This window comes from Bradyrhizobium sp. (genome assembly GCF_027307225.1).
GTDB lineage: Bacteria > Pseudomonadota > Alphaproteobacteria > Rhizobiales > Xanthobacteraceae > Bradyrhizobium.
The window spans coordinates 1-26,279 of the sequence record NZ_DAHUXJ010000028.1 but is presented as its reverse complement, the minus strand read 5'-3'; the positions used below and the strand labels follow the sequence as shown (position 1 = coordinate 26,279).

Genomic DNA, 26,279 nt, shown 5'->3' with positions numbered 1-26,279 from the left:
CCACGCCGACGGCCGCAGGGTTAATCATTTCTTACGTATCCCCCCGTATCCTCCCACGCGACCTTCCCCTCCTCCGGTGTTCCTTCCATGCGATCGATTTCAGCGCTTCTCACCTGCTGCCTGCTTTTCGCGAGCTCCGCCGCGTGGGCCGATAGTCGCGTCTTCATCATTGCCAACCAGCCAGACGGCTATGGCGTCGACCAATGCCTGGCGAAGGGCGAAAAATGCGGCGCGCACGCAGCGCTGTCCTATTGCCGGTCACGGAATTTCGCGCAGGCCACTTCGTACCGCCGGGTCGATCCCGACGAAATTACCGGCTCGGTGCCGAAAGCCGGCGAGAATTGCGGTCGTTCGGCTTGCGGAGAGTACATCGCCATCACCTGCCAGCGCTAAGCTTCCAAGCCGGTTGCGACGGAACACCGGCAAGCGCAGGATTCCAGTGCGGTTTTTGATTGGCCCGAAACGAGGGCGAAACGCCGCCGAAGGCCGGAACCACCGCACTCTTGCCGCGGAAACGGCGTGACGCCGCCCCGAGAAGCAGGTAAACGGACGCCGGAAATCTTCTCACGTGCGGCCCGGTGCCGCATTCTCCGGGCAATCGAAGGCCCGCCCCGGAGTTGCCCCAATGGCGGGACATGCCTGACCACTTGATGATTACCCGTTCCAGATCGGCTGCCGTCGCGTGCGCGGCACTTCTTGCCGCCGCGCTCTTTGGCACCGATGCCCACGCGCAGGCTTATCCGCCGCCTCAAAGCTACCCGCCGCCGACCCCTCCGGGCGCTAGCGCCAGTCCGATGTGTCCGCGGCTGGAAGGTCAACTGGCGATGATCGACCGCGGCGGTTTCGACCCGGCGCGCGACGAGCAGATCCGCCGCTATCAGGATTCCGCCGCCAAGCAGCAGGCTGAGCTCGATCGCGTCACCCTGCAGGCGAAGCGGATGGGCTGCGACAGCTCGGGCTTCTTTTCGCTGTTCACCGGCCAGAACGCGCAATGCGGCCCGGTCAACAACCAAATTCAACAGATGCGCGCAAACCTCGATCAGATCACGACAAATCTGGAGCGCCTGCGCACCGGTGGCCTCGGCGGCGCCGACCGCGAAAACCAGCGCCATTCGGTGCTGCTCGCCCTTGCGCAGAACAATTGTGGGCCGCAATACGCCACCGCCTTGCAGCAGCAGCAACAACAGGGACCCGGCGGTTTCCTGAACAACCTGTTCGGCAACAACCAGGGCCCTCCGAACGCATCCCCCATCGATCCCGGTGCAGGCGGCACCTATCGCACCGTCTGCGTCCGCACGTGTGACGGCGGCTATTTCCCGATTTCGTTTGCCACCTTCCCGGCGCGTTTTCCCGACGACGAAAAATCCTGCAAGGCGCTCTGCCCGGCCACCGAGGCCAACCTCTACGCCTATCGCAATCCGGGCGAAGACATAAACCAGGCGGTGTCGACCAGCGGCCAGCCGTATACAGCGCTGCCCAATGCCTTCCGCTTCCGTCAGGAGTTCAGCCCCACCTGCTCCTGCAGGGCCCCCGGCCAAAGCTGGGCCGACGCGCTCAAAGGCATCGACGACAAGGCGGCTGCCGAACAGCAGGGCGACATCATCGTCACCGAGGAGAGCGCCAAGAAGATGGCGCGGCCGCCCACAAGGGCGACCCCGGTGCCCAAGCGGGGTTCCGCCGCCGCGGCGGCAACGCCGCCCGCGCCGCGAAACACGCCGCCGGCCGCGGTTTCCGACGCTTCGTCCGACAACAAAACGATCCGCACGGTCGGACCGACATTTCTCCCCAACAATGCCCACTAGAGCTCCGATTCCGAAGTTCGCAAGCTATTGCGGCCCCTCTGATGCGAACTTCGGAATCAAAGGAGCTCTAGCAACTTATTGATTCTAGTGCGGCTTTGAATTTGAAGTTCCTATAACGAACTCGCGGCGAAACTGATAGGAACTTCAAATTCGCCGCACTAGTGCTCCGATTCCGAAGTTCGTGTCATATTGCGGCTCCACGTTTACGAACTTCGGAATCAAAGGAGCACTAGCCGTCAAACGCCTCGGCCGATGCGCGACCCGCGCGTGACACCAGTTTATCGTCGGGCGCAGACAACGGCCTGCCGTCATCACGAAAGCGGTTGGTGATGGGGTAACGGCGGTCGCGGCCAAAATTCCGGCGCGTCACCTTGACGCCGGGCGCAGCCTGCCGGCGCTTGTATTCGGCGATGTTGAGAAGGCGGTCGATCCGCGCCACCACCTCGCGGTCAAAACCGGCCGCGATAATAGTCGCCAATGGCTCCTCGCGCTCGACCAGCCGCTCCAGAATGCCATCCAGCACTTCGTAAGGCGGCAGCGAATCCTGGTCGGTCTGGTTTTCGCGCAACTCCGCCGTCGGCGGCCGCGTGATGATGCTGGGCGGAATGACCTCGCCGGAAGGGCCGAGCGCCCAATCCGGCTTCCAGTCGTTGCGAAGCGCGGAAAGCCGAAACACTTCCGTCTTGTAGATATCCTTGATCGGATTGAAGCCGCCGTTCATGTCGCCGTAGAGCGTGGCGTAGCCGACCGACATCTCGGACTTGTTGCCGGTCGTAACGACCATGGCGCCGGTCTTGTTGGAAATCGCCATCAACAAGGTGCCGCGGGCGCGCGCCTGCAAATTCTCTTCGGTGATGTCGCGCGGCAAACCCTTGAAGACGTCCGACAGGATCTCCTCGAAACCGTTGACTGCCTTGGCAATCGGCAACACCTCGTAGCGAACGCCAAGATAGCCCGCGAGCTTCTCGGCGTCGTCGAGCGACACCTGCGCGGTGAAACGAAATGGCAACATCACGCCGCGAACGCGATCGGCGCCGAGCGCATCGACCGCGATCGCCGCGCACAACGCGGAGTCGATGCCGCCGGAAATGCCAAGCAACACGCCGGGGAATCCGTTCTTGCCGACATAATCTCGCAAGCCGAGCACGCAGGCGGTGTAATCGGCTCTGTCGCCATCCGGCACCGTCGCGACCGGCCCCTGGCAGCGCCAGCCACTGTCGTCCTTTTTCCAGCGCAGCGTGGTGATGCTTTCCTCGAACGCCGGCAGTTGCGCCGCCACCGACAGGTCGGCGTTGAGCGCGAACGACGCGCCGTCAAACACGAGTTCGTCCTGCCCGCCCACCTGGTTGAGGTAGATCAGCGGTAGCCCGCTCTCGGTCACCCGCGCCACCTGGATCGACAGGCGGATATCGCTCTTGCCGCGCGCGTAAGGCGAACCGTTCGGCACCACGATGATTTCGGCGCCGGTCTCGGCGAGGCATTCGACGACGTTCTCGTATTCCGGGGACTCTTCCAGCCAGGTGTCCTCGCAGATCGGCACCCCCACTCGCACGCCGCGGATGGTCATCGGGCCCGAAACGGGACCGCGCGCAAAAACGCGCTTTTCGTCAAAAACCCCGTAATTCGGCAAATTGACCTTGTAGCGGATCGCCGCGATGCGGCCCTCGTCAAGCAGCGCGCAGGCGTTGTAGAGCTTGCCGTCGTCGACCCAGGGCGTGCCGACCAGAACGGCAGGTCCGCCGTCGGTGGTCTCAACAGCCAGTTCCTCGACCGCGGCGCGGCAGGCTGCCTGGAACGCGGGCTTCAAAACCAGGTCTTCCGGCGGATAACCGGCAATGAACAGTTCCGACAGCATCACGAGGTCGGCGCCATCGGCTTTCGCCCGCTCGCGCGCCGCGCGGACCTTCGCGGCATTGCCGGTGACATCGCCCACGGTTGGATTCAACTGGGCCAAGGTGATCGAAAACTGGTCGGCGCGTTCGGTCATGAATGGATCGTGCCTCGCGTCCGGGCAAACTGCAATCGCATGCTCAAATAGCGCCCATGCGCTCGGCGACCGCAAACAGCCAGAACAGGCCGGCGGTGACCAGCGCCACGCCGACCGCCGCCGACCCCATGTCCTTGACCCGCCCGATCTGCGGATCGTGATCCGTGGTCAGGCGATCGGCGAGCTTTTCGATCGCCGTATTGAGCAATTCGACCACCAGCACCATGGCCACGGCGGCGACGAGCTCGAGACGCCGCATCAGCGAGGCGCCGATCAGGAAGGCCAGCGGCACCGAGAGCACGAGCGCGAAAAGCTCCTCGCGCACGGCCTGCTCCGAGCGGATCGCAAAGGCGAGGCCGTTACGCGTGTTGATCGTGGCCCGCCAGAGCCGCAGCATCAAAGTCCCGCGACGGCTGGCATCGGGTTGGCTTTGGCGGCGCGTTCCTGCTTCAAGAGTTCGGCGACCAGGAAAGCCATGTCGATCGATTGCTCGGCGTTCAGGCGCGGATCGCAGACCGTGTGATAGCGGTCGCTGAGATCCTCGTCGGTGATGGCGCGCGCGCCGCCGACGCATTCGGTGACATCCTGCCCGGTCATCTCCAGGTGAATGCCGCCGGCATGCGTGCCCTCCGCAGCATGAACAGCGAAGAACGACTTCACCTCGGAGAGGATGCGGTCGAACGGGCGGGTCTTGTAGCCGGTGTTGGACGAGATGGTGTTGCCGTGCATCGGATCGCACGACCAGACCACCACCCGCCCTTCCCGCTTCACCGCGCGAACGAGGCCCGGCAGGCTCTCGCCGATCTTGTCGGCGCCGGAGCGGTTGATCAGCGTCAGCCGGCCCGGCTCGTTGTCCGGGTTGAGCACGTCGATCAGCTTCAACAGCTCGTCGGGCTTCAGCGACGGGCCGCACTTCAGCCCGATCGGGTTCTTGATGCCGCGGAAATATTCGACATGGGCGTGATCGAGCTGACGCGTGCGATCGCCGATCCAGATCATGTGGCCCGAGGTCGCATACCAGTCGCCGGTCGTGGAATCGACGCGGGTGAAGGCCTGCTCGTAACCGAGCAGCAGCGCCTCGTGGCTGGTGTAGAAATCGGTCGCGCGCAGCTCCGGATGGCTGGAAAGATCGAGCCCGCAGGCGCGCATGAAGTTCAGCGCGTCCGAGATGCGGTCGGCCAATTCCTTGTAACGCCGTGACTGCGGGGAATCCTTCAGGAAGCCCAGCATCCACTGATGCACCGAGCCGAGATTGGCGAAGCCACCGGTGGCGAACGCGCGCAACAGGTTGAGCGTCGCCGCCGACTGGCGGTACGCCATCAGCTGGCGCTGCGGATCGGGGACACGCGCCTCTGCGGTGAAGGCGATGTCGTTGACGATATCGCCGCGATAGCTCGGCAGTTCGACGCCGTTGACCTTCTCGGTCAGCGACGAACGGGGCTTGGCGAACTGGCCGGCGATGCGGCCGATTTTGACCACCGGCACCGCGCCGGCATAGGTCAACACGACCGCCATCTGTAAAAAGACGCGGAAGAAATCGCGGATGTTGTTGGCGCCGTGTTCGGCGAAGCTCTCGGCGCAATCGCCGCCCTGCAACAGGAAGGCTTCACCGGCTGCAACCCGTCCCAACGCCTTTTTCAGGTTGCGGGCCTCACCTGCAAAAACCAGCGGAGGAAACGTCGCAAGCTGGGCCTCGACATCGGCCAATGCCTTGGCATCGGGATATTGGGGCATTTGCAGGACCGGCCGGCTACGCCAGCTGTCGGGTGTCCAGACTTTGGACATGACGTTAACTCCTTGAACGGAAACCGCTACTTCACTCGGGGTGAGCGGAGGCCGCTATATACACAGCCGCGCGCCCGACCGCTAGTGTGGCGACACTGACATTCCTTTCAGGTCCCGGTGATCCACGTCTTCCTTTCTTTGCGGAGGGTCAAGCCCGGCCATGACGGAAAGAGCCATGCCGTGCCCCGCAACGGCGCACGACCGCCTTCCCGCGATGCAAGTCGCACCCGGGTTGAGGCCAGAAATCCTGCCGCCCCGAAAGAGGGCGTGGGGAATGCCGGGCGCGAAGCGCACCCGCAGTCTTGCGTGCAAATGAAAAAAGCACGCAAGCAAGTCACCACGAGTCCGCCAGGACAGCCCGGCATTCCCGCACGCGAATGGTTTTAACGGCTGCTTCGAGCTCTCCTTGGTGAACCGGGCTTTCTTGCCACCATCCCCGGCGCAACGCGTAAGCGTTGTCGCCGTGTTGACACCAGCGTCGGGGTGTCAGGACCACACGACTTCGCCGTCCGCGAGCCAGCCGTTCGTCTTATCGACCGGCCCGCGTCCACCGCATCCAAACCCAACGTTTCGTGACGATCGCGAAGCGCCCCTCTTGATCGGGTGAGGACGCGCGAATCTCTAGAAATGATTTGCCCGACGGCGAAAGGGAAATATTTTTGGTGACGGGTCTGGACGCGGGTCGCGAAGCACCCGGAGTGATTTGGCCGCCTGTTCAAAATGGTACGGACCTGTCGCTGATGCGAACAGCTTGGAACGTCCTGCTGTTCGGCCTCTTGTCCTTCGTCAGTCAAACAGGAGCAAGCAATGAAGGTCACGACAGCGATTTTGGCAGCGACATTGGCATTCTCGAGCAGCCTGGCCTTTGCGGCTGGCGGAGGCGGTGGGGCTGGTGGTGGAACAGCCGGCGGCGCGGCGGGTGCGGGTTCGGCCGGCTCGATGGGCGGCTCGGCAACGGGCGGTACCTCGGGAATGTCTTCGCCAGGCAGCACCACGACGTCGCCCGGTACAACCGGCATGGGGACGGGCAACGATCCGGCGACGAGAGCAAACCCCGGGCTCAATGCAAACGGCCCGTGCAACGGCGCGTCGTCAACAACGGGCAGCAAACCGTCTTGCTAATGCCGTTCTCTGGCGGGAACTGTAGCTGCCGAGCGGCGTTAGTCCGGCGTATCAGTCCCCCCAATTGATACACCCCAGAAGGCCCCGGCGTTTCCCCCAAACGCTGGGGCCATTTCGTTTCTGCAGTTGGGCTCGCCAATCACGACTGGCGCGGCGGCCGTGAAGGCTACGCTGTCCAAGCGGAGAGATGCGGGGCCCACCCCTAAGGCACATCGCCGTGATCAGCGCTTTGCCGGGAACCAGGACGGCAGGCGTCGGGTTATTGTCTTAGTCAGGGAGCGAGGCGCAAACTCCGCTCCCCCAGGTTCAATTCGAAAAAAGTCAGGCCGCGTCATTCACTCGCGCACATCGCGATGGGGAACGGTGGTGCATGCCGGCGAAGCGGCCTCATGGGACGACGCACATGAGCGTTTCGAGATCAAAAGAAGCAACCGTCAAGAGGCATACCGCCTCGATGGCGCGCGCACTGATTTGGCTGAGAAGTGTTTCTCCCGACTGCGGCGCGCCGAGATCGGCATTCAACCACATCACGCCGGCTCGCATCTCCTGCGGTACGCGCAAGAGCCGTCTTGACGCGCGGACCATCGCCGCATCTCTGACCGAGATCAGGTGAACCGGATCGCGGGCGAAGGATTGGTCGCCTGAAATAGGCTTCCTGTTTCCCGCCGCCTGGGCGCTTCCCGTCCAAACAGCACCGCTGCCATCTTCCCTTGCCTTGAGGCAATCCTCGTGTCCCGGACGCGGTGCAGCGTTCCTGGCGATGCGAAGTATCGTCCAATGCGCTGCACTGCAGAGCCGGGACCTATAGGGGCTTCGCAAGAACGATGGACGGCGGAGCAGCGGCGCGGCTCGCACCGCATCCGGGGAACGCAGCACGGCCAGCCGCACCCGGCTTCACAAAGCAGACACCAGAATAGGAAACTGCGGCAGCCCGTCGCAACAGGCCGGCAATCATTCACGTTCCAGCGACTTCATGAGAGGAACTCCCCGATGCGGCGATTGCGCAACGACCACTTACGCCGACGGTGCGCCGAAGTGTGATCAGCCAGTCGCAGTTTGTGCCGGTCAAAATGCCAAATAGCCCAAAATAAGGGCCGACTGACGAACCGGCTTTTCTCACGGCTCGGTGTCACGGCCGACGGCGCGAGGTTAAGTGTCCCATGCCAGCGAGGCCGCGCTCGAGCGGCTTCAATTCGTGGCGGTTGAAATTGAGCGAAGGAAATCTCGACAAACTCAACCGCGCAGTCGAACTCGCCAATCGCGACTCGCGCCATCCTTATGCAGAGTATGATGGCGCGAATCTCCAAGAATGATATGCCCTTACCAGAAGGGCCGAAGCAGAATCCAAGCCTGTCGAGTTTAAGCTTTTTGGCTTTGAGTTCGACCCAACGAGCGCTAATTGTCCGTTTGGGGAGATAAGCTAATGGCAAAAATGACCGGTCACAAAGAAAGCAATGAACAAGAATTCCAAGGCCAGGTTGTTTCTCGGCTGAACGCCGAGATCAGCAAGCGTTCTCTGGGGCTAGATATAGCTACTCAGGAAAAGCCGCAGAAAACGACCGGTAAACGCAGCGATCTGATCGTTTGGATCGATCGTCCCGCCACTATTGCTTTCCTTGCCATTGAACTCAAAACTCCGACGACGCCAATCAACGATCCGACTTTTTTCAAAGATGCGTTAGAAAAAGGAAGGCACTGGAAAGCAAAGTACTTCGCCCTCTGGAATATGCGAGATTTCGAGCTCTACGAAACCACGAATCCGCCGCACAATCCGGTGCCGAGTGACGCCATTCGCAAATCCACACACCCGCTTGCGCTGTCACACGTTGAGGATTGGCTTAAGCCGAATTTCAAAAAGGACCTTCACGCTCAAGCGATCGAGATATTCGACGCAGCCGTTGTTCATTCTGTTTCCGGATTAGGGCATCAACACGCTATCGACCCAGACATATTCGTGGCCCGCTTAACAGAAAGCATAGGTCAGCTTCGCACCATTTTCTATAAAGACCTAAAACGCGCGTCGGGCACGGACCGGAAGCTCCGCAAAAGGCTTAAACAGATCGCCGCTGAGCAAGGTTTCGAGGGGTTCGTCGATGACATCGACTACGCCATCGCAGGCCAGATTGGCTATCGGTATATAGGACAGATACTGTTCTATTTCGCTCTAAGGCGAAAAATTCCGACTCTAAAAGAGATCGAGATCGGTCCAAAGGATGCGCTACCGGCCGCGCTCAAACCCTACTGGGACGAGGTGCGTCGCTACGACTATGAAGCGCTTTTCAAACCGGAGCCTATCGAGGCTCTCGTGCCAGTCGCTAAAGAAGCCCAGACAATCCTGCGAGGCTTGATTCTGCAGCTTGGTGCGTACGATTGGGCCTCGTTGACTGATGACGTGCTCGGTTCGATTTTTGAGCACTTGATCCCTCGCGGTCAGCAAATTCTACTTGGCCAGTTCTATACACCCCGACCCGTCGCCGATCTGCTTGTAGCAAGTACGATCGACGGCGAGCGGCCTTTCGTACTCGATCCAGGCTGTGGCAGCGGTACCTTCCTGATGAGTGCGTACGCCTACTTAGCCCATGTGGCGAACCTCTCGCACAAAGAATTACTTTCAATTATATGGGGGTTTGACGTTAGTCCGTTCGCTGCTGAGCTTGCCGTTATCAATCTCTACCGGCAAGACATGGCCGAATACGAGAATTTTCCTCGCATCAATGTTGGAAATTTCTTCGCGCGCAATTCGAAGGAAACGCTCGACTTTCCCGCCCCACAGCAAGCTTCTGGTATGAAGAAGGTACCTATACCAATACCCACCTTCGACAGCATCGTCGGAAACCCCCCTACCTGCGCTCACAAAACCAAGATGATCTTGATCCTGAATACAGAAAGAAGTTGTTCCAAGCAGCCGTAAGTGCTGGCTTCGATGCAGGCGCCAAGACGGACCTCTTCGCCTTCTTCATCTATCACGCCACGAGACTAATGAAGGATGGTTCGCGGCTTGGATTTGTTACGCCGGCGAGCTGGCTAACGTCCGACTATGCAATTTCGTTGCAGCAAGCGCTGTTGGGTACGATCCGCGTCAGGTCTATCATAGCATCCAACGCAGAGTCCTTTTTTCCGCAGGTCGACGTGAATGCAGTTCTGCTCGTTGCAGAGAAGAGTCCCGCCGATGAAAAAGATGAGCCGATCAGATTCGTGACCCTTAAAAAGCCTATCGCAAAGCTAACAACGGGTAATGGCGAATATTGGGATCGCGTGATCGCCCTAGCGCAAGAAATTGAATCGTCCGTCTCCGTCGAAAATGAGCGGCTGCGCATTAAGCTCATCGATCCAGCTCCAGAACGCACGTTTCTCATGTCCGACCGCACGAAGCCTCGAAACTGGTCTAAATATCTTCGCGCGCCGCTCTCGTACTATTCTATATTCGACGGAGCAGCCTGATGTTTACAGCCCTGCAAAATATCGCGGACGTGAGCCTCGGCTATAAATCGCTGCAAAATAACTTCTTCTATGTAAATGCCGCAACTATAAGCACCTATGGTATTGAAAAGAAGTATCTCGTCCCGATACTGGTGATGAGGGACTTGAACGCTTCCAACTATGAGCAATACCTGAAACCATCGCACTGGTTATTTGCCTGCAAAGACAAGCGCGGTGATCTGAGGGGAACTGGAGCGTGGCGATACATAGAAGCTATGGCGGACAGAAGTGCCGCCGAGAAAAAGCAGTCCGGAAAAAATCTCACGATTCGCGAAGCGCTTGAGGCCCAAAGCGGCGGCACATGGTACGCTCCGAAAGCTAAACCTGCCTCGCATCACGTTTGGCTACGTAAGGCGGTAAATACCGTTTATGCGCCATTCCTCTTCAAAAAAGCGACTCTTGTTGATCAACGCTTGAATAGCGTGAGCGCGCTTGGCGGTGTAACCTGGCAAGAAGTTGCCGCCGCGCTAACAAGTTCATTGTTCGCCTACAGTTTAGAAATCAATGGCGCAGCAAGTATGGGCGCCGGGGCGCTCGAAGCTCCTACCACTAAGCTCCGGGGCTATCCAGTCCTCGACGTGCGCGAGCTCAAAAAGACCGAACGGACTAAGCTCGTCGCTCTAGCGGAAGAAGTCTGGCAGCATGAACAACCAACCGACTGGGGTGCGAGCAGTTGGCAACCCAAGATTCGTTTGCAAAAGCTTGACGAATGGATTTTGTCGACGGTAGGTCGAAATGTAACTGCCGTTCAAATGTATGAGGATATCCGCAGCACCTGCGAGGCGCGAATAGCAGTTGCTGATGACAAAAAGAGAAAAACAAAAAAGCAGCAATCTGACAGCATTGGTAGTGTCGCCGAATCGATAGTGAAATCGATCGAGCCTTGGCTCATGACCAAGAACTTTCCCGACGATTTTACAGATGGTGCTAAGCTTGATCTTCCGCTTGTGTTCGATCGCGGATCACTCAAGGAAATCACGATCGACCGGCTGCTTGACAGTTACGACATTGATGTACGCGCTAGGGGTGGCGGTTCGGTCTATAGCGCTACTCACCCTAGACCCGTTGCGGAAGCGATCATTCGCGCGATTTTGCTTGGCCGCTCGACCTTCTCAGTTTCCACAGATCGAAAAATCATGAACATTGCAGTCGAAGCGTTTCTCAAATGGGTGGCTGAGGCTGAGGAAGATATCGACGCCGCTATCCGTGAATCGGCATTTGGGACAGGCTATGAGGAAGCGTTGAAACGAGAAATCTATTCTCGTCTCGGCATCCACCCGCTCACGGGCGCGGCCGACTTACCAGTACAAATTAGCCTCTAGCAGCGAAAGCCCGCCCAGCGCAGCCCGCTCCGTCTCCGAATTGAGCTCCGCGCCGATCAGGACGATGATGGCCGAGAGCCACATCCAGGTCATGAGGCCGATGGCGGCCGTAGGTCGCCCAGTAATTCGCGAAGTCAGAGAGATACCAGGACACCAGCGCCGGGCCGATCAGCCACAGCACGATGCGAGGATGGCGCCTGACATCAGCCAGCCCAAAGTTCGCGTCGCCGAAATACCCGCCATTGTGTGAATCAGGGTACATCTTCCAGCAAGCGAATCAGCTAACCTTATGACGCGCCTCTACACGGCGCTTTCTCCCTGGACTTGGCGCCCGTCGCAAATGACGGGCCCCTTTTGCGAGCACCCTCGCGGGCGGGCCCGTACGTTTCCCTGTTCCCAGGCCAAAGTTTTCCGCCGCAAATGAAACGGCCCCAGCAGGCGGGGCGAGCTGAGGCCGTGATCTCGCCGGGGCTGGGCTTGTAGGATAGCGAGATCAAGACACCATTTCAGCCAATCCCGATTTCCGCATTCTCACAGGTTAATTGGGGTGTCCTAATTCCCTTTCGCGAGTGGACAGCACCAAAGCGCGGATACCCCACCCGTCCGAGGGGTAGGGTATCGCTGGCTACACGAGAACAACCATCCGCCGTTACGAAGCTGGCTTTGCAACTGGCCTTCGCTGTTATCGCGGAAGCTCCGCAGGACATCAGCTTCCGGCGGGATTCAGCGCCGGGTCTTCGCCGCCGGGCCTCGACGGGTCGAAGCGATCGAGTGCCCGCGGGGTGACAATGATCGGCTCGCTCATTTGATTGTAGGTGTTGCGAACTTCCGACAGGTCACGGCCGAAATAGGCCTTGCTGCGGTGGTGCTCGGACGCCGCTGCCATTTGAACCGCCAATCCCGAGATCAGCAGCGCACCGAAGATGGTAAGAGCTGTCTTCTGCATGAGGGTCTCCATGTGTTGGACGTTCGGGGCAAGCGCCCCTCGCGCTGTGGGCATTGCGTCTTGATGCCCCTCTCATCAATTCCGTCGAGCATGGACCGCACGCCTGGATGCGCGTGTGGTTCGCCTCACATCTCACGGAGACTTGACGGCTGTCGGCATCTCTGCCCGTGCTTTTGGGGAGCGAAACGGAATATCGCAACTTCAGGATTTGAGCCGAACTGGCTTGGGCAAGGCCTGCCGCTCCATCTCCGAATTGAGCTCCGCGCCGACCAGGATGATGATGGCCGAGAGCCACATCCAGGTCATGAGGCCGATGGCGGCGCCGAGCGAACCGTAGGTCGCCGAGTAGTTTGCGAAATCGGAAAGGTACCAGGAGAGCAGCGCCGAGCCGATCAGCCACAGCATGATGGCGAGCACGGCGCCTGACACGAGCCACCGCGCTTTCGGCCGCGGGCGGCTCGGGCCATAGCCGTAAAGCACGAGCAGCGCCACCAACAGCGCCACGCCCAGCACCGGCCAGCGGGCGATCTGGACGAAGGCTTGCGTGCCCTGCTCCAGGCCCAGGTCTTTCAGCGCGAGCGGCACGCCGACGATCGCGCCGACCATGACGAGAATGGCGGCGAGGCCGGCGAGCGTGAACGCCAGCGAAACCAGATTGAGGCGGATCAGTCCCCGCTCCTCTTCCACCTCATAGGCGACGTTCAAGGCGTCGAGCACGGCCTTCACGCCGGCATTCGCGCTCCAGATCGCCAGCAGAAAGCCGAACACAAAAGCGAGGCTCAGTGCCGAGTTTGGCTTGGCAAGCACGCGCGCGACCTCGTCCTGCACGATCGAAAAGGAATCGCCCGGCAACATCACAGCCAGGCTTTGCAGATTTCCCGATATCGTCGACGGATCGGCCAACATCCCGTAAATCGACACCAGCGCGGTGATCGCGGGAAAGATCGCGAGCAGCCCGTAGAAGACGACGCCGGCGGCGGTCGCCAGAATGCGGTCGCGGTTGATGCGCTCATAGGTGCCGCGCAGCACGCTTCCGCCATGTGACCGGAGGACCGACAGCGGATTTCCCCCTCGCAAGGGTGGCAGCTTCGCATCGGGACCGGCGGGATGGGTCGCGGCAGGATTTATCGCGGCAGGGCCGGTCGCGGCAGGTTTTGCGAGATGGCGTTGAACGGCGAGCGTGGCAAGAACCGCGCTGGCAACGAGGGCGAGATGGCTTCCGAGCGGATTGGCCCGCCTCGTCACCGCCGCACCTGGTCTGCCGGCGTCCTTGATCCAGGCGCTTTGGATCCAAGATGGTTGGCGGCGATCCAGCCCACGGCGATGATCGCTGCCGTGCCAAGCAGTATCTGGGTGGTCGCGTCAGGCTTTGCGGCTTCCTTGCCGGCTTCCTTGGCGGCTTCGCTCGAGTGCAAGGCGCCAAAGGCGCGCGCGATCGTGTTTCCGAGCAGCATTTGCCTGGCTGCGCGGAATTGCCGGCGAGGCCGCGGCAGCGGAGCCGTTTTCCGCCGCGTCATGGCGTAGCCCACGAGCAGCAGGATGATGCCGAGCAGGAGCAGCCCGCCGCCGATCACCGCAAAGCCGACATATTCCCCGTAACGCAGCGCGACGAAATGAAAGAGTGCGATGAAGCCCACCACGATGGCAGCGAATACGGCGAGGACGCCGACGAGCATCAACGCGGCGGCGATGCCGTAACCCGCGGCAAGCTTCGCAATCCATCCCTTCAAATCCCGCCCATAGGACCCCAACAGGGCGGAGACGGTGCGCGGCTTGCCTGCGCGCGATCGGTCGGTGGCTGGAACGTACATGGTTGCGTTCGATCCTGGTCGCGTTCGATCTCGTTTCCTCAACAAGCCGGATGGATGTTCATCGTTCCGTTCCAGTCGTCTCCATCATCAGGATGAAGCCGGTCAGCGCCGCGCCGATGCCGAACATCAGGACGACGGTGCCGACGAAAGCCGCCGTCGTCGTCGCTGGATCGGTGCTGTGATTGATGTAGGCGAGAACGCCAAAGAACGGCGTCGAGGTCAGGATCAGCACGAAGACCAGGCCTAGCGCGATGCCCATGGCCGCGTGGTTGGCCACCGCAAGGACCGTGGCGGACTTCGCAATGGTCGATCGTTTGTGGTTTGGTGGCTTTCTGTCGTGCATCGTCCGCTCCTCCCGGGAAGAACGCACAAAATTGCGGGGCAGTTCCTGAAAGCCGATTGATCCAGCTCAAACCTTTGCCCGCGAGCGCCCCACCGGCCACGCCCCGCAAAGCGCCGTCCGGCGCGATGCGGCGCAAAAGTGGACCAGGGAACGGTTAGGGGCGATGGCCGTTAATGCGTCAACACAAGCCCGCTCGAAATCTTGAGGTCATCCCATGAACGAAGATCGCATTACCGGCACGGCTGAGGAATTGGCAGGAAAGACGGAAAAAGCCTTTGGCGACATGACCGGCAATCCCGAGACGCAGGCCGGCGGCCGCGCCCGCGAGATGGGCGGCACGGCGCAGAACATCTACGGCCAGGCCAAGGATGCGGCGCGGGATGCCGCTGATACGGCCGCCGGCTACGCCAAGGACCTCTACAACAACCGCGGCGACACGCTGCGCAACGGCTCCGAGGCGCTGGCGCAGAAGGTGCAGGACAATCCGCTCGGATCGATCGTGACCGCGGGCGCCATCGGCTTTGCGCTGGCGTTGTGGATGACGAGGTCGCCGCGCCGCCGGCAATCGCGGTGGCGATAATACTCCTGAAGGGAGCCCGCCTTGGAGATCAAGACCGTGAGCGACGACATTCCGCTGTCCCCTCCGATGTTCGAAGACCCCGATGCGGCCATCGAACGTAAATCGCGGCCGGACGCGATCGACGCGCTGAAGAGCGCGGTCGCTCGCGTCAAAGGGCTGATCGAGGCAGGCCGTCAGCCGGGAATGCCGCTCAGCGTCCTCAGCAATATCGCGCGCGAAGCGCCGCTCGGCTCGCTGTGCCTGGCTTTCCTGCTCGGCATCGCGGTCGGCCGCCGCTCGCGGTAGTCTTGCTGCGTCACAACCCTCATGGTGAGGAGGCGCGAGCACCCGAGCAGGCCGAGCCGCAGCGAGACCGTCGCGAACGGTGCAAGATAGATATGCGCCGTCACTGGACGACGCCTCGCGTCGCCAGGAGAAACATGAGGCCACCAGCGCGGGCCACATCCTTCGAGACGCGCGCAAGCGCGCTCCTCAGGATGAGGGCGGGCGTTGATTGTGACGCAAAAGAACCCAGAAGATCGCCGACGCCCTACTCCGCCGCGGCGCGGACGTGCCGCGCGCTCGGCGTGCGCATGGTGACGAGTTCTTCGGCCGCGGTCGGATGGAGCGCCATGGTGGCGTCGAAGTCGGCTTTCGTTGCCTTCATCTTCACGGCAATCCCGAGCACCTGCACCATTTCGGCGGCGCCATCCCCCACGATGTGACAGCCGACCACGCGGTCGGTCGCGCCGTCGACCACGAGTTTCATCAGCATTCGGGTGTCGCGGCCCGACAGCGTCGCCTTCATCGGGCGGAACGTGGCCTTGTAGATATCGACGTGCGTGAATTTCTCGCGCGCCTGGTTTTCCGTGAGCCCGACCGTACCGACCTCCGGCTGGCAGAACACTGCGGTCGGAATATCGGCGTGATCGACCCGCACTTCCCTGTTGCCGAACACGGTGTCGGCAAAGGCGTGGCCTTCGCGGATCGCGACCGGCGTGAGATTGATGCGGTGGGTGACGTCGCCGATCGCGTAGATGTTCGGTGCGGACGTCTTCGAAAAGGGGTCGACGGCGATGCCGCCGTTTTTCTCGTTGATGGCAACGCCCGCCTTGTCGAGCCCGAGCCCGGCGACGTTCGGATGCCGGCCGATCGCAAACATCACCTTGTCGGAGGCGATGCTCGATCCGCTCGACAGATGTGAGGTGAAGTCGTGGGCGTGCTTGTCCACCTTCGTCACCGTGCAGCCGGTGAGGATGGTGATGCCTTCCTTCTCCATTTCGCTGCGCACGTGGGCGCGGACGTCCTCGTCAAAACCGCGCAGGATGTTTTCGCCGCGATAGACCACCGTCACGTCGGAGCCGAGGCCGGCGAAGATGCAGGCAAATTCGAGCGCAATGTAACCGCCGCCCTGGATCAGGATGCGCCGTGGCAGTGATGGCAGATGAAACACCTCGTTGGAGGAAATCACGTGCTCGATGCCGGGAATGGCCGTGCCATGGTTCGGCGCGCCGCCGGTTGCGATCAGCACATAGTTGGCGCGGATTTTTTCGCCGGTCGAAAGCCGGATGGTGTGCGCATCTTCCAGCACCGCGCGCGCTTTGACGACCTTCGCGCCGGACTTCTCCACGTTGGTGGTGTAGGCCGCCTCCAGCCGGGCGATTTCCCTGTCCTTGTTGGCGATCAGGGTGCTCCAGTCGAAGGTCGGCTCAGGAACCGTCCAGCCGAAGCCGGCCGCATCCTCGAACTCCTGGTGGAAATGCGAGGCATAGACCATCAGCTTCTTCGGCACGCAGCCGCGGATCACGCAGGTGCCGCCCATCCGGTACTCTTCCGCGATCATCACCCGCGCGCCATGGGTAGCGGCGATGCGGGCCGCGCGGACGCCGCCCGACCCTCCTCCGATGACAAACAGGTCGGTATCGAATTCGGCCATGGCAGTCCTGTCGCGTAAGATTGATCCGACGCTAGATGTAGGTGAAGTATGGCCGCACTGAAAGTGCGCGGACCGCTACGCTGGCGCCTTCTTCTCCCTCCCCCTTGCGGGGAGGGTGGCCGTCGCGAAGCGACGGTCGGGTGGGGGTTGCAGCCCTATGAAGAAAGTCCGGCGTCCAGCATAATGTTGATACCCCCACCCTGGCCCGCTTTGAAGCGCGAGGGCGCTTCGACGCTCGCCTTCCCTCCCCGCAAGGGGGAGGGATAAGCAAGTGGGCTAGCCGAGCGGCTTGCCGCGCTTCTGCATCTGCGCGCGAAACTCGCCGACGACGTGTTCGCCAAAGCTTTGCGCCCAGCCGTTCATGTACTGCATGCTGGCCTGGATCGACTTCGGCTCCGTCGTCAAGAGCTTCTGGCCGAGCGGCGACTTGTAGAAGGCGGTCAGGTCCTTCAATTCCTGTTCGGTGAAGTCGTTGGCGTAGATCTTCGCCATCTGCTCGCCGATCTCCTTCTCCTTGCCCACATTCTCCTTGGCAATGACCGCGGCGACCTCATTGAGGTCCTTCTGGTAGTTCAGGTTGTTGCCGAGCAACTGCCCCTTGGCCCGCTCAATGATATTGGGCACCGCATTCGAATAGATCTGGCCGACGTTTTTCGCCGCGAGCAGATCCCTCGCCGCCTGCATCGCCGACGCCGACACCGGCTTGAGCTGCTGTGCTGGCGCTGCCGGCTGTTGCGCAGCCGCCGGGAAGGCTGAAAAAGCCAAGGCCAGCCCCATGCCAGCGGCGAGCAAGATTCCCCATGAAGCCTTCATTTTATTCTCCTCGAAATCAGCGCGGTTCAACAACACGAATTCCTCCGGCACCAGCCAGCATCGCTGTGGTGGCAAGACCGATGAACAGGCCGTGCTCGACGACACCCGGAATAACGCTGAGCGATCGCGCGAGGTGCGGCGCGTCCGGGATGCGCCCGAGATGGGCATCGACGATCCAGTGGCCACCATCGGTGACAAAAACGTGACCGTCCTTGGCTTTTCTCACCACCAATTGGCCGGAAACGCCGCTGGCAGCAAAGGCCGTTTCGATCGCGCGCCGCATCGCCCCCAACCCGAACGGGACGACCTCGATCGGCAGCGGAAAGCGGCCGAGCGTCTCGACCCATTTTGAATCATCCGCAATGACGATCATGCGGTCTGAAGCCGCCGCGACGATCTTCTCGCGCAGCAGCGCGCCGCCGCCGCCCTTGATCAGGTTGAGCGCGCCATCGACCTCGTCGGCGCCGTCGACGGTGAGATCGAGCCGGTCGACATCGTCCAGCGTGGTCAGGCGAACACCGCAGCGAAGCGCGTCCTGGCGCGTTGCTTCCGAGGTCGGCACGCCGATCACGTCCAGCCCGTCGCGCACCCGCGCGCCTAGCAGCTCGACGAAGTGCTTGGCGGTCGAGCCGGTGCCGAGGCCGAGCTTCATGCCGCTCTTCACGAAATCGAGCGCGCGCGCCGCCGCCTGGCGTTTCAGTTCATCCAAGTTCACACGAATGGCTCAGCTGGCTGGTCCTGTTCCGAGGGCCGAAAGACGTAGTCAGACTACCTTGGCCGGCCCCGGCCGGGGTCTATCTAGCGTTGTTTTGCCGGGAGGAACAGCGCCATGGAGGCGAAATCTGGCTCACCAATCGTGGTATTTCCGGCCGGAAATGCTTGCTTGTTGCACGGCGGATGGGTAGCCGTTCCGCATGACCTCTCCCCGCACTGTTGTCTTTGATCTCGATGGCACCCTGGTCGAGACTGCGCCCGACCTGATCGACGCGCTCAACGTCATCCTGGCCCGCGAAAACCTTCCGCCCGTTCCACTACAATCCGCCCGCAACATGATCGGGGGCGGCGTGCGCAAGCTGCTCGAGCGTGGCCTCGAAGCGGAGGGCCGCGAGGTGACCCCTGCCGAGCTCGTGCGCATGACCGACGATTTCATTGCCTACTATGCCGAACATATCGCCGATGCTTCGCGGCCCTTTGACGGTCTCGAAGCCGCGCTGGACGATCTGGCGGCGACGGGGCACCGGCTGGCGGTTTGCACCAACAAGCTGGAGTGGCTGTCCAAACGCCTGCTGGACCGGTTGAATCTGAGCCCGCGATTTGCCGCGATTTGCGGCGCCGACACTTTCGGGGTTGCCAAGCCGGATCCCGCCATCCTGCGCCAGACGGTGGCACGCGCCGGCGGCGACATATCCGCCACGATCATGGTCGGGGATGCCGGCCCTGACGTCGGCGTGGCCCGCCGCGCAGGCGTGCCCGTGATCGGCGTCTCCTTCGGCTATACCGAGGTTCCCATCGCGGACCTCAAACCGGACCGGCTGATCCATCACTACAGGGAGCTGAAGGCGGTCGTGGCAGAGTTCTCGTAGGATCGCATCGCCAAATAACGCATTGTTTCCAAAATATATTTTATACTTCCCCAGTGGGTATTAACCATCAATTAACCCTACCGGTTGCGCCGCCCTCGTTAGGCTCCTATGGTCGCTCCGGGGATTGTGGCAGTTGGCCGCACCGGTGGGACGATCTTAGAGACGACAACCGGTTGCCTCGCGGCATCGTCCGCGGGACTTCGCGCGACGGACATGCCCACGCAAATTCAGATGGGACAAGGGTCCGGCTTCACCCAACCGGAATCCTGACCTCAATTGACGGGTCGATCATGCGTCGTGCTTTCGCGCTGGCTGTTGCCGGAATCAGTCTGGCCGGCTGTTCATCGTTTTCAACCGACTACTTCAAATCAACGCCGCCGACGGTTCAGGTGCAGCTTGAATCGACGCCGCCCGGCGCCGATGCGCGCACCTCGATCGGACCGGGCTGCAAGACCCCCTGCTCCGTCAGCGTGACGCCGCCCGAGACCGGCTTCACCGTGAACTACGCGCTGCCCGGCATGCAGCCGGCAAGCGTACCGGTACGGGTCACTCGGGACGCCGGCGGCATGTTCGCCTCAGATACGTTCAAGGTTTCACCGAACCCGGTGTTTGCCGAGCTTCAGCCATCCGCCCCGCCGCCGCGGGCGCACAAGCCGATGCACCCCAAGCGCAACAAGCCCGCCGCAGCTTCGGCCGGCGCTGCACCGGCTGCCGCAGCGCCGGATTCGGCCTTCCCCAACCCCGGCGCGGCCCAGCCGCCCCAGCGCTGATCGCCTGCACTGCACAACTCTTGCCGGCTGGAATATTGCCGGATTGTGTTGGGTATTCATCGTGCCTAGATTGGGGTAACGCTCCAATAAGCCCGTTCCAGGCCGTGAGTCCGAAGGCACTTGATGACTGTAGCTGTGTACCCCTCTCCCACATCGCTGTCGGGTCCGATGACCGATCCGTTCGGTCGGACGATCACATATCTGCGCGTCTCGGTTACGGATCGCTGCGACCTGCGCTGCTTCTATTGCATGTCGGAAGACATGACCTTCCTGCCGAAGGCCGACCTCCTGACGCTGGAGGAACTCGACCGACTCTGTTCGGCCTTTATCGCCAAGGGCGTGAAGAAACTGCGCTTGACCGGCGGCGAGCCGCTGGTCCGCCGCAACGTGATGTCGCTGGTGCGCTCGCTGTCGCGCCACCTCACCTCGGGCGCGCTCAACGAACTCACCCTCACCACCAACGGCTCGCAGCTTTCGCGTTTCGCCGGTGAACTCGCCGACTGCGGCGTGCGCCGCATCAACGTGTCGCTGGATACGCTGGATGCCGACAAGTTCCGCGCCATCACCCGCTGGGGCGATCTCAACAAGGTTCTCGCCGGCATCGAGGCCGCGCGCGCGGCCGGACTTGCCGTGAAGATCAATGCGGTCGCGCTCAAAGGCATGAACGAGGACGAGATCCCCTCGCTGATGGAATGGGCGCACGGCAAGGGCATGGGCCTGACCCTGATCGAAGTCATGCCGATGGGCGAGATCGGCTCAGGCCGCATCGACCAGTATGTGCCGCTGTCGCTGGTGCGCGCCCGCCTCACCCAGCGCTACACGCTCACGGACCTCGATGAGACCTCGGGCGGACCCGCGCGCTATGTCAGGGTCGGCGAGACCGGCGGCAAGCTCGGCTTCATCACACCGATGACCCATAATTTCTGCGAGTCCTGCAACCGCGTGCGGATCACCTGCACGGGAACCATCCATACCTGCCTCGGCCAGGAGGATGCCTCCGACCTGCGCAAGCCGCTGCGCGCCTCGCCCGACGACGAGTTGCTGGCGGCCACGATCGATCGCGCCATCGGCCTGAAACCGAAGGGCCACGACTTCATCATCGACCGCCGGCACAACCGGCCGAGCGTGAGCCGGCATATGAGCGTGACCGGCGGTTGAAGTCCATTCCCCGGCTTTCCCTGCAACCGCTTGATCCCGCGCCAATTTGCCCATTTTCCAATTGACGCCGCGGCATGGCGCTGAAATGGTGCGGCCGGTTTTTTCGTTTTCTCGCTTCGCAAGGCCGCAACAAATCAAGACGGCCGAAGCATCGGGGGGTATTTTCGTTGCGACCGCTGCCGGAATCGATCCGTAGCCTTGTGCCGGGCACCTTGAAGATGTCGGGCGACATCTGATGTCCGCCGGCGGAAGCGCGATGCGCCCATTGCTGGCCCTGAGCACGGCAATCGACAATCTCAACGAGAAGATCGGGTACATCTGCAATTTTCTGGTGCTCGCCGCCGTCATCGTCAGCGCCGCCAACGCCATGATCCGCTATGCCTTCGACTACTCATCCAACAGCTGGCTCGAACTGCAATGGTACATGTTCGCGATCCTGGTGATGTTCGGCGCCTCCTACACCTTCAAGCGCAACGAACATGTGCGGGTCGAGATCTTCTATCTGTATCTCTCCGAGCGCGGCCAGCTCTGGCTCGACATGATCGGCACGCTGTTCTTCCTGATCCCGGCCTGTCTGCTGCTCGCCTATCTCTCCTGGCCGTTCTTCATGCAGGCCTATCACGTCGGTGAAATGTCGGGCAATGCCGGCGGACTCGTGCGCTGGCCGATCAAGTTCGTGATCCCGGCCGGATTCGTATTGCTCGCGCTGCAGGGCGTCTCCGAGGTCATCAAGCGTATCGCCGCACTGCGTGGCGATCTGACGCTCGATGCGAAATACGAGAGGCCGACGCAATGATCACGCTGGAGATGATGCCGCCGCTGATGTTCGGCGGCCTGGTGCTCGCCATGCTGATCGGCTTTCCGGTCGCCTTCACGCTGGCCGCGGTCGGGCTTTCGTTCGGCTTTCTCGCCATTCATCTCGGCTTTTTCGACCTGAACTTCCTGCAGGCGATTCCCGGCCGTGTGTTCGGCAGCGTTCTCTCCAACGAATTGCTGCTGGCCATTCCCTTCTTCACCTTCATGGGCGCGGTCTTGGAGCGATGCGGGCTCGCCGAAGACATGCTCGACTCGATGGGTCAGCTGTTCGGCCCCATTCGTGGCGGCCTCGGCTACTCCGTGATCATCGTCGGCTTCATCCTGGGCGCGATCACGGGCACGGTGGCAGCGCAGGTCATCGCCATGGCGCTGATCTCGATGCCGGTGATGATGCGCTACGGCTACAACACACGCTACATCACGGGTGTGCTTGCGGCCTCCGGAACCATCACCCAGCTCGTTCCGCCATCGCTGGTTCTGATCGTGCTCGCCGACCAACTCGGCAAATCCGTCGGCGACATGTATCTCGGCGCCTGGGGCCCCTCGGTGTTCCAGATCCTGCTGTTTGTCGGCTACACCTTCGTGCTCGGCATCATCAAGCCGGATCACGTGCCGCCGGTGCCAAAGGAAGCCCGCACCCTGACCGGCTGGGCGCTCTGGAAGAAGTGCCTGATGGGCATCATCCCTTCCGCCGTGCTGATCTTCGTCGTGCTCGGCACCATGATGATGGGTCTGGCGACGCCCACCGAAGCCGGCGCCATGGGCGCGGTCGGCGCGATCGTGCTCGCCGCCATCCATCACAAGGATTTTTCGTCGGCCGGCAAGAAGATCCTGATCATCGGCGCGATCGCAGGCGGTATCGGCACGATGATCGCCATCTTCGTCACCGAGGGCCTGTTCTTCAAGCTTGCCTTCGCCATCACCTATCTTGCCGTGCTGTGGATCGGCCTCGAGGCTGTCCGCATTCCCGAACTGCGCGACCTGATCAAGCAGGGCTATCAGACCACCATGCGCATCACCTGCATGGTCACCTTCATCCTGATCGGCTCGACCTGCTTCTCGGTGGTGTTTCTCGGGGTATCCGGCGGCGTCTGGCTCGAACATCTCCTGACCTCGCTGCCGGGCGGCGCCTGGGGCTTTTTGATCTTCATCAACCTGTTCATCTTCTTCCTGGCGTTCTTCCTCGATTTCTTCGAGATCGCTTTCATCATTCTGCCGATGATCGCGCCGGTCGCGCAAAAGGTTCTGACGCCGATTGTGGGCGCGGACGCCGCGCTGATCTGGTTCGGCGTCATGCTGTGCGTCAACATGCAGACCTCGTTCCTGCATCCGCCCTTCGGCTTCGCGCTGTTTTACCTGCGCGGCGTGGCGCCCAAGGAGGTCAAGAGCTCGGACATCTATTGGGGCGCGATGCCATGGATCGGTCTTCAGGCGATCATGGTGCTGCTCGTGATCGCCTTCCCGGTCACGGTGACCGGCCTGCTCGACAAGCCGGTCAACGTCGATCTCAACAAGATTAAGATCGAGGTGCCGCAGATCGATATGCCACCGCTCGACTTCGGGCCGCCGGCAAAGCCGTAGCAGCAGTCAAGTGCGAAAGTCCCGAAGCGAGATGCTTCGGGGCTTCGTTTTTAGCGCTGATCGCGTCAGCAGCGCTCAGCCCTGCGAATGGCGCGCCATGAAGTTGTCGTAACCGACTTCGGCGACCTGGAACCACTGGTAGCCGTTGTTCGTAAACGACGTCAGCGAGTCATACATCTTCTTGAAGTTCGGGTTGGTCGCTGCGACCTCGCCATGCAGCTCCTTCGCTGCCTTGAATGAGGCTTCCATCACCGGCTGCGGGAATGGATGCAGCTTGGTGCCGTTGGCGAGCAGCTTGCGCAGCGCGGTCGGATTCTGGGCATCGTATTTCGCCATCATCCAGTTGTTGGCGAAGTGGCCGGCCTGCTCGAGAACCGCCTGATAGTATTTCGGCAGCGCGTTCCATTTCTCAAGATTGACGATCGCGATCAGCATCGGTCCGCCCTCCCACCAGCCGGGGAAGTAGTAGTGCGGCGCGACCTTGTAGAAGCCGAGCTTCTCGTCGTCATAGGGGCCGACCCATTCGGCGGCATCGATGGTGCCCTTTTCAAGCGCCGGATAGATGTCGCCGCCGGCGAGTTGCTGCGGCACGCAGCCGAGCTTCTGCATGACGCGCCCGGCAAAGCCGCCGATGCGGAATTTCAGGCCCTGCAAATCGTCGACCGAGCGGATCTCCTTGCGGAACCAGCCACCCATCTGGCAGCCGGTGTTCCCCGCAAGCAGCGAGGTGATGTTGTAGCCCTTGTAGAATTCGTCGAGGACCTGCTTGCCGCCACCGAACATGTACCAGGCCTGGTTGAGGCGGCAGTTCGGTCCGAACGGAATCGACGAACCGAACGTAAAGGCGGCATCCTTGCCGAAATAATAGTAGGACGCCGTGTGTCCCATCTCGACGGTTGCGTTCTGCACCGCATCCAGCACCTGCAGGCCGGGCACGATTTCGCCGGCCGCGAATGTCTGGATCTGAAACTTGTTGTCGGTGGCCTCACCGACGGCCTTGGCCATGATCTCGGCGCCGCCATGCAGCGTGTCGAGCGATTTCGGCCAGCTCGTCGTCATGCGCCACCTAAGCTCCGGCATCGACTGCGCGATGGCTGGCGCGGCAATGCTCGCCGCTCCCGCGACGCCTAATCCGGTGACCTTGATAAAATCGCGACGTTTCATCGAATTTCCTCCCCCTCAAGCCTTGATTGCTGGTGGTGTGTGTCAGCCTTCGTCCCGAGGCCTTGTCTTAGGTAGCACCAAGCATGGAACATCCGATTTCGGATTTCCACGCCGATTTGATGTCGCAACGCAAAAACCCCGGCGTATTGCGACGCCAGGCTTTCTCTTACTCCCTCCCCCGCGGAACGGCATCCGACAGCCTCCTTGATCGCTGTCGAAAGTGTCCACGATGTCTCCGAACACCTGTCCACTATGTCCCCGGTCTGAACAGGAACGCGCGGGGAGGGTGGCGCATCAAGAGCAGAAGCGAACGATGCGTCGGGTGGGGGTGATAAAAGAGCCCCCACCCTTGCCTGCGCTTCGCTTCGGCCTTCCCTCCCCACACTAGCTTCGCTCGCGAGGGAGGGATCAAACGCCGAGCGGCGCTAGCCGCGGGTTCGCGAGCGGATCATGAAGCTGTCGAAGGTGTATTCGGCCACCTGCCACCACAAATATTCGTCGGAACGATAGGCCTGCATCGCATCGATCGACTTCTTGAAGTCGGCGTTCTTGGCCGAGATTTCCGCCCACAATTCGTTGGTCGCCTTCAGGCAAGCTTCCAGCACTTCATTGGTGAAGGGCCGAAGCTGGGTGCCGCCGGCAACCAGGCGCTTGAGCGCTCCCGGATTCTGCATGTCGTAACGTGCGGCCATCCAGGTGTTGGCGTGCGCCGAGGCGTTCTCGATCACCGCCTGATAGTTCCTTGGCAGCGAATTCCACTTCTCGAGATTGCAATAGGCGTGGACCATCGGGCCACCTTCCCAGAAGCCGGGATAGTAGTAGTACTTGGCGACCTTCTGGAAACCGAGCTTTTCGTCGTCGTACGGGCCGACCCATTCGGCAGCGTCGATCGTGCCTTTTTCCAACGCTGGATAGATGTCGCCGCCCGCCAGTTGCTGCGGCACGACGCCGACCTTTTGCAGCACCTGCCCTGCGATGCCGCCGATGCGGAATTTCAGCCCCGAAAGATCGGCAACCGTCTTGATCTCCTTGCGGAACCCAGCCGCAGACAGGCGGCCGAAGCCGCCCTCCACTCCATCGCTGGCGCCACCCTCGGCAGGCCAATCCACATTCCCAACTACTCCGACTTCTACGCCTCCATCCATCACGCCACCAACGTGGGCCGCATGTTCCGACCGGACAATCCCCTGCTGCCGAACTACAAGTGGCTTCCGGTGGGATACCACGGGCGGGCGTCGTCCATTGTAGTGAGCGGGACGCCGATCCGCCGCCCCTGGGGACAGATCGCGGAGTCGCCGGGC

Annotated in this window: 25 protein-coding genes and 3 pseudogenes; 15 read left to right on the top strand and 13 right to left on the bottom strand. The window is 61.5% G+C overall.

Going from position 1 to position 26,279, the window contains the following annotated elements:
- Positions 1-87: 87 nt before the first annotated feature.
- Complete coding sequence (locus M6D32_RS04885; RefSeq protein ID WP_298253936.1) at positions 88-393, top strand: hypothetical protein; 306 nt, start codon at positions 88-90, stop codon at positions 391-393.
- 257 nt (positions 394-650) lie between these two features.
- The gene (locus M6D32_RS04880) at positions 651-1,802 is read left to right on the top strand and encodes a DUF2865 domain-containing protein (protein WP_298253934.1); all 1,152 of its coding nucleotides are present in this window, start codon (positions 651-653) and stop codon (positions 1,800-1,802) included.
- A gap of 229 nt (positions 1,803-2,031) precedes the next feature.
- Here M6D32_RS04880 and M6D32_RS04875 read toward each other — a convergent pair whose 3' ends face one another.
- The 3 genes from M6D32_RS04875 to M6D32_RS04865 are packed head-to-tail and all read right to left on the bottom strand — an operon-like array spanning position 2,032 to position 5,574.
- The gene (locus M6D32_RS04875) at positions 2,032-3,789 is read right to left on the bottom strand and encodes an NAD+ synthase (RefSeq protein WP_298253932.1); all 1,758 of its coding nucleotides are present in this window, start codon (positions 3,787-3,789) and stop codon (positions 2,032-2,034) included.
- Between the two features lie 43 nt (positions 3,790-3,832).
- Positions 3,833-4,186 carry a diacylglycerol kinase gene (locus M6D32_RS04870; protein WP_298253930.1) on the bottom strand — a complete coding sequence of 118 codons (354 nt, stop codon included), beginning with the start codon at positions 4,184-4,186 and terminating at the stop codon, positions 3,833-3,835.
- Positions 4,186-5,574 carry a class II 3-deoxy-7-phosphoheptulonate synthase gene (locus M6D32_RS04865; protein WP_298253928.1) on the bottom strand — a complete coding sequence of 463 codons (1,389 nt, stop codon included), beginning with the start codon at positions 5,572-5,574 and terminating at the stop codon, positions 4,186-4,188. Before M6D32_RS04865 ends, M6D32_RS04870 begins: the two co-directional genes overlap by 1 nt.
- A gap of 807 nt (positions 5,575-6,381) precedes the next feature.
- On the opposite strand from M6D32_RS04865, the gene M6D32_RS04860 reads away from it, so the two are divergent.
- From M6D32_RS04860 to M6D32_RS04840, 5 genes are all read left to right on the top strand, one after another.
- A complete protein-coding gene (locus M6D32_RS04860) occupies positions 6,382-6,696 on the top strand; it encodes a hypothetical protein (RefSeq protein ID WP_298253926.1) in 315 nt (104 codons plus the stop codon).
- Between the two features lie 159 nt (positions 6,697-6,855).
- Positions 6,856-7,269, top strand: coding sequence for a transposase (locus M6D32_RS26940; protein ID WP_366145820.1), 414 nt, complete (start codon positions 6,856-6,858; stop codon positions 7,267-7,269).
- An 850-nt stretch (positions 7,270-8,119) separates the two neighbouring features.
- Positions 8,120-9,607, top strand: coding sequence for an N-6 DNA methylase (locus M6D32_RS04850; protein ID WP_298253922.1), 1,488 nt, complete (start codon positions 8,120-8,122; stop codon positions 9,605-9,607).
- Entirely contained in the window at positions 9,589-10,137 is a 549-nt protein-coding gene (locus M6D32_RS04845) for a hypothetical protein (RefSeq protein WP_298253920.1), read from the top strand. Before M6D32_RS04850 ends, M6D32_RS04845 begins: the two co-directional genes overlap by 19 nt.
- Positions 10,137-11,498, top strand: coding sequence for a hypothetical protein (locus M6D32_RS04840; protein ID WP_298253918.1), 1,362 nt, complete (start codon positions 10,137-10,139; stop codon positions 11,496-11,498). Before M6D32_RS04845 ends, M6D32_RS04840 begins: the two co-directional genes overlap by 1 nt.
- Here M6D32_RS04840 and M6D32_RS04835 read toward each other — a convergent pair.
- From M6D32_RS04835 to M6D32_RS04815, 5 genes and pseudogenes are all read right to left on the bottom strand, one after another.
- A pseudogene (locus tag M6D32_RS04835) lies at positions 11,475-11,708 on the bottom strand (YhjD/YihY/BrkB family envelope integrity protein); the annotation flags it as partial. The gene M6D32_RS04840 and the pseudogene M6D32_RS04835 sit on opposite strands and share 24 nt — an antisense overlap.
- 496 nt (positions 11,709-12,204) lie before the next feature.
- Positions 12,205-12,444 (bottom strand): hypothetical protein, encoded by a 240-nt coding sequence (locus M6D32_RS04830; protein WP_298253916.1) that lies wholly within the window; start codon positions 12,442-12,444, stop codon positions 12,205-12,207.
- A gap of 201 nt (positions 12,445-12,645) precedes the next feature.
- Positions 12,646-13,689 carry a YihY/virulence factor BrkB family protein gene (locus M6D32_RS04825; protein WP_298253914.1) on the bottom strand — a complete coding sequence of 348 codons (1,044 nt, stop codon included), beginning with the start codon at positions 13,687-13,689 and terminating at the stop codon, positions 12,646-12,648.
- Complete coding sequence (locus M6D32_RS04820) at positions 13,686-14,255, bottom strand: hypothetical protein (RefSeq protein ID WP_298253913.1); 570 nt, start codon at positions 14,253-14,255, stop codon at positions 13,686-13,688. The genes M6D32_RS04825 and M6D32_RS04820 overlap by 4 nt, the downstream gene beginning before the upstream one ends.
- 58 nt (positions 14,256-14,313) lie before the next feature.
- Positions 14,314-14,598, bottom strand: coding sequence for a hypothetical protein (locus tag M6D32_RS04815; protein ID WP_298253911.1), 285 nt, complete (start codon positions 14,596-14,598; stop codon positions 14,314-14,316).
- A gap of 214 nt (positions 14,599-14,812) precedes the next feature.
- Between M6D32_RS04815 and M6D32_RS04810 the strand changes: the two genes are divergently transcribed.
- Both M6D32_RS04810 and M6D32_RS04805 read left to right on the top strand, forming a co-directional pair.
- A complete protein-coding gene (locus M6D32_RS04810; protein ID WP_298253909.1) occupies positions 14,813-15,178 on the top strand; it encodes a CsbD family protein in 366 nt (121 codons plus the stop codon).
- 21 nt (positions 15,179-15,199) lie between these two features.
- Positions 15,200-15,463, top strand: coding sequence for a hypothetical protein (locus M6D32_RS04805; RefSeq protein WP_298253908.1), 264 nt, complete (start codon positions 15,200-15,202; stop codon positions 15,461-15,463).
- 244 nt (positions 15,464-15,707) lie between these two features.
- On the opposite strand, the gene gor is transcribed toward M6D32_RS04805, so the two are convergent.
- From gor to rpiA, 3 genes are all read right to left on the bottom strand, one after another.
- Positions 15,708-17,093, bottom strand: a complete 1,386-nt coding sequence (gene gor, locus M6D32_RS04800) for a glutathione-disulfide reductase (RefSeq protein WP_298253906.1) — start codon at positions 17,091-17,093, stop codon at positions 15,708-15,710.
- 276 nt (positions 17,094-17,369) lie between these two features.
- On the bottom strand, positions 17,370-17,906 hold the full coding sequence (locus M6D32_RS04795; RefSeq protein WP_298253904.1) for a DUF2059 domain-containing protein: 537 nt from the start codon (positions 17,904-17,906) through the stop codon (positions 17,370-17,372).
- A gap of 16 nt (positions 17,907-17,922) precedes the next feature.
- Entirely contained in the window at positions 17,923-18,621 is a 699-nt protein-coding gene (rpiA, locus tag M6D32_RS04790) for a ribose-5-phosphate isomerase RpiA (protein WP_298253902.1), read from the bottom strand.
- A 199-nt stretch (positions 18,622-18,820) separates the two neighbouring features.
- On the opposite strand from rpiA, the gene M6D32_RS04785 reads away from it, so the two are divergent.
- The 5 genes from M6D32_RS04785 to M6D32_RS04765 all read left to right on the top strand — a co-directional run bounded on the left by M6D32_RS04785 (position 18,821) and on the right by M6D32_RS04765 (position 23,814).
- Positions 18,821-19,489 (top strand): HAD family hydrolase, encoded by a 669-nt coding sequence (locus M6D32_RS04785; protein WP_298253900.1) that lies wholly within the window; start codon positions 18,821-18,823, stop codon positions 19,487-19,489.
- A gap of 290 nt (positions 19,490-19,779) precedes the next feature.
- Positions 19,780-20,259 (top strand): hypothetical protein, encoded by a 480-nt coding sequence (locus tag M6D32_RS04780; RefSeq protein ID WP_298253898.1) that lies wholly within the window; start codon positions 19,780-19,782, stop codon positions 20,257-20,259.
- 123 nt (positions 20,260-20,382) lie between these two features.
- Complete coding sequence (gene moaA / locus M6D32_RS04775; protein WP_298253896.1) at positions 20,383-21,417, top strand: GTP 3',8-cyclase MoaA; 1,035 nt, start codon at positions 20,383-20,385, stop codon at positions 21,415-21,417.
- A 256-nt stretch (positions 21,418-21,673) separates the two neighbouring features.
- The gene (locus M6D32_RS04770) at positions 21,674-22,213 is read left to right on the top strand and encodes a TRAP transporter small permease subunit (protein ID WP_298253983.1); all 540 of its coding nucleotides are present in this window, start codon (positions 21,674-21,676) and stop codon (positions 22,211-22,213) included.
- Positions 22,210-23,814 (top strand): TRAP transporter large permease subunit, encoded by a 1,605-nt coding sequence (locus tag M6D32_RS04765; RefSeq protein ID WP_298253894.1) that lies wholly within the window; start codon positions 22,210-22,212, stop codon positions 23,812-23,814. The genes M6D32_RS04770 and M6D32_RS04765 overlap by 4 nt, the downstream gene beginning before the upstream one ends.
- A 75-nt stretch (positions 23,815-23,889) precedes the next feature.
- Here M6D32_RS04765 and dctP (M6D32_RS04760) read toward each other — a convergent pair whose 3' ends face one another.
- Both dctP (M6D32_RS04760) and dctP (M6D32_RS04755) read right to left on the bottom strand, forming a co-directional pair.
- Entirely contained in the window at positions 23,890-24,978 is a 1,089-nt protein-coding gene (dctP, locus tag M6D32_RS04760) for a TRAP transporter substrate-binding protein DctP (protein ID WP_298253892.1), read from the bottom strand.
- 425 nt (positions 24,979-25,403) lie between these two features.
- Positions 25,404-26,015 (bottom strand): annotated as a pseudogene (gene dctP / locus M6D32_RS04755) (TRAP transporter substrate-binding protein DctP); the annotation flags it as partial.
- A gap of 72 nt (positions 26,016-26,087) precedes the next feature.
- Here dctP (M6D32_RS04755) and M6D32_RS04750 point away from each other — a divergent pair.
- Positions 26,088-26,279: pseudogene (locus M6D32_RS04750) on the top strand (fumarylacetoacetase); the annotation flags it as partial.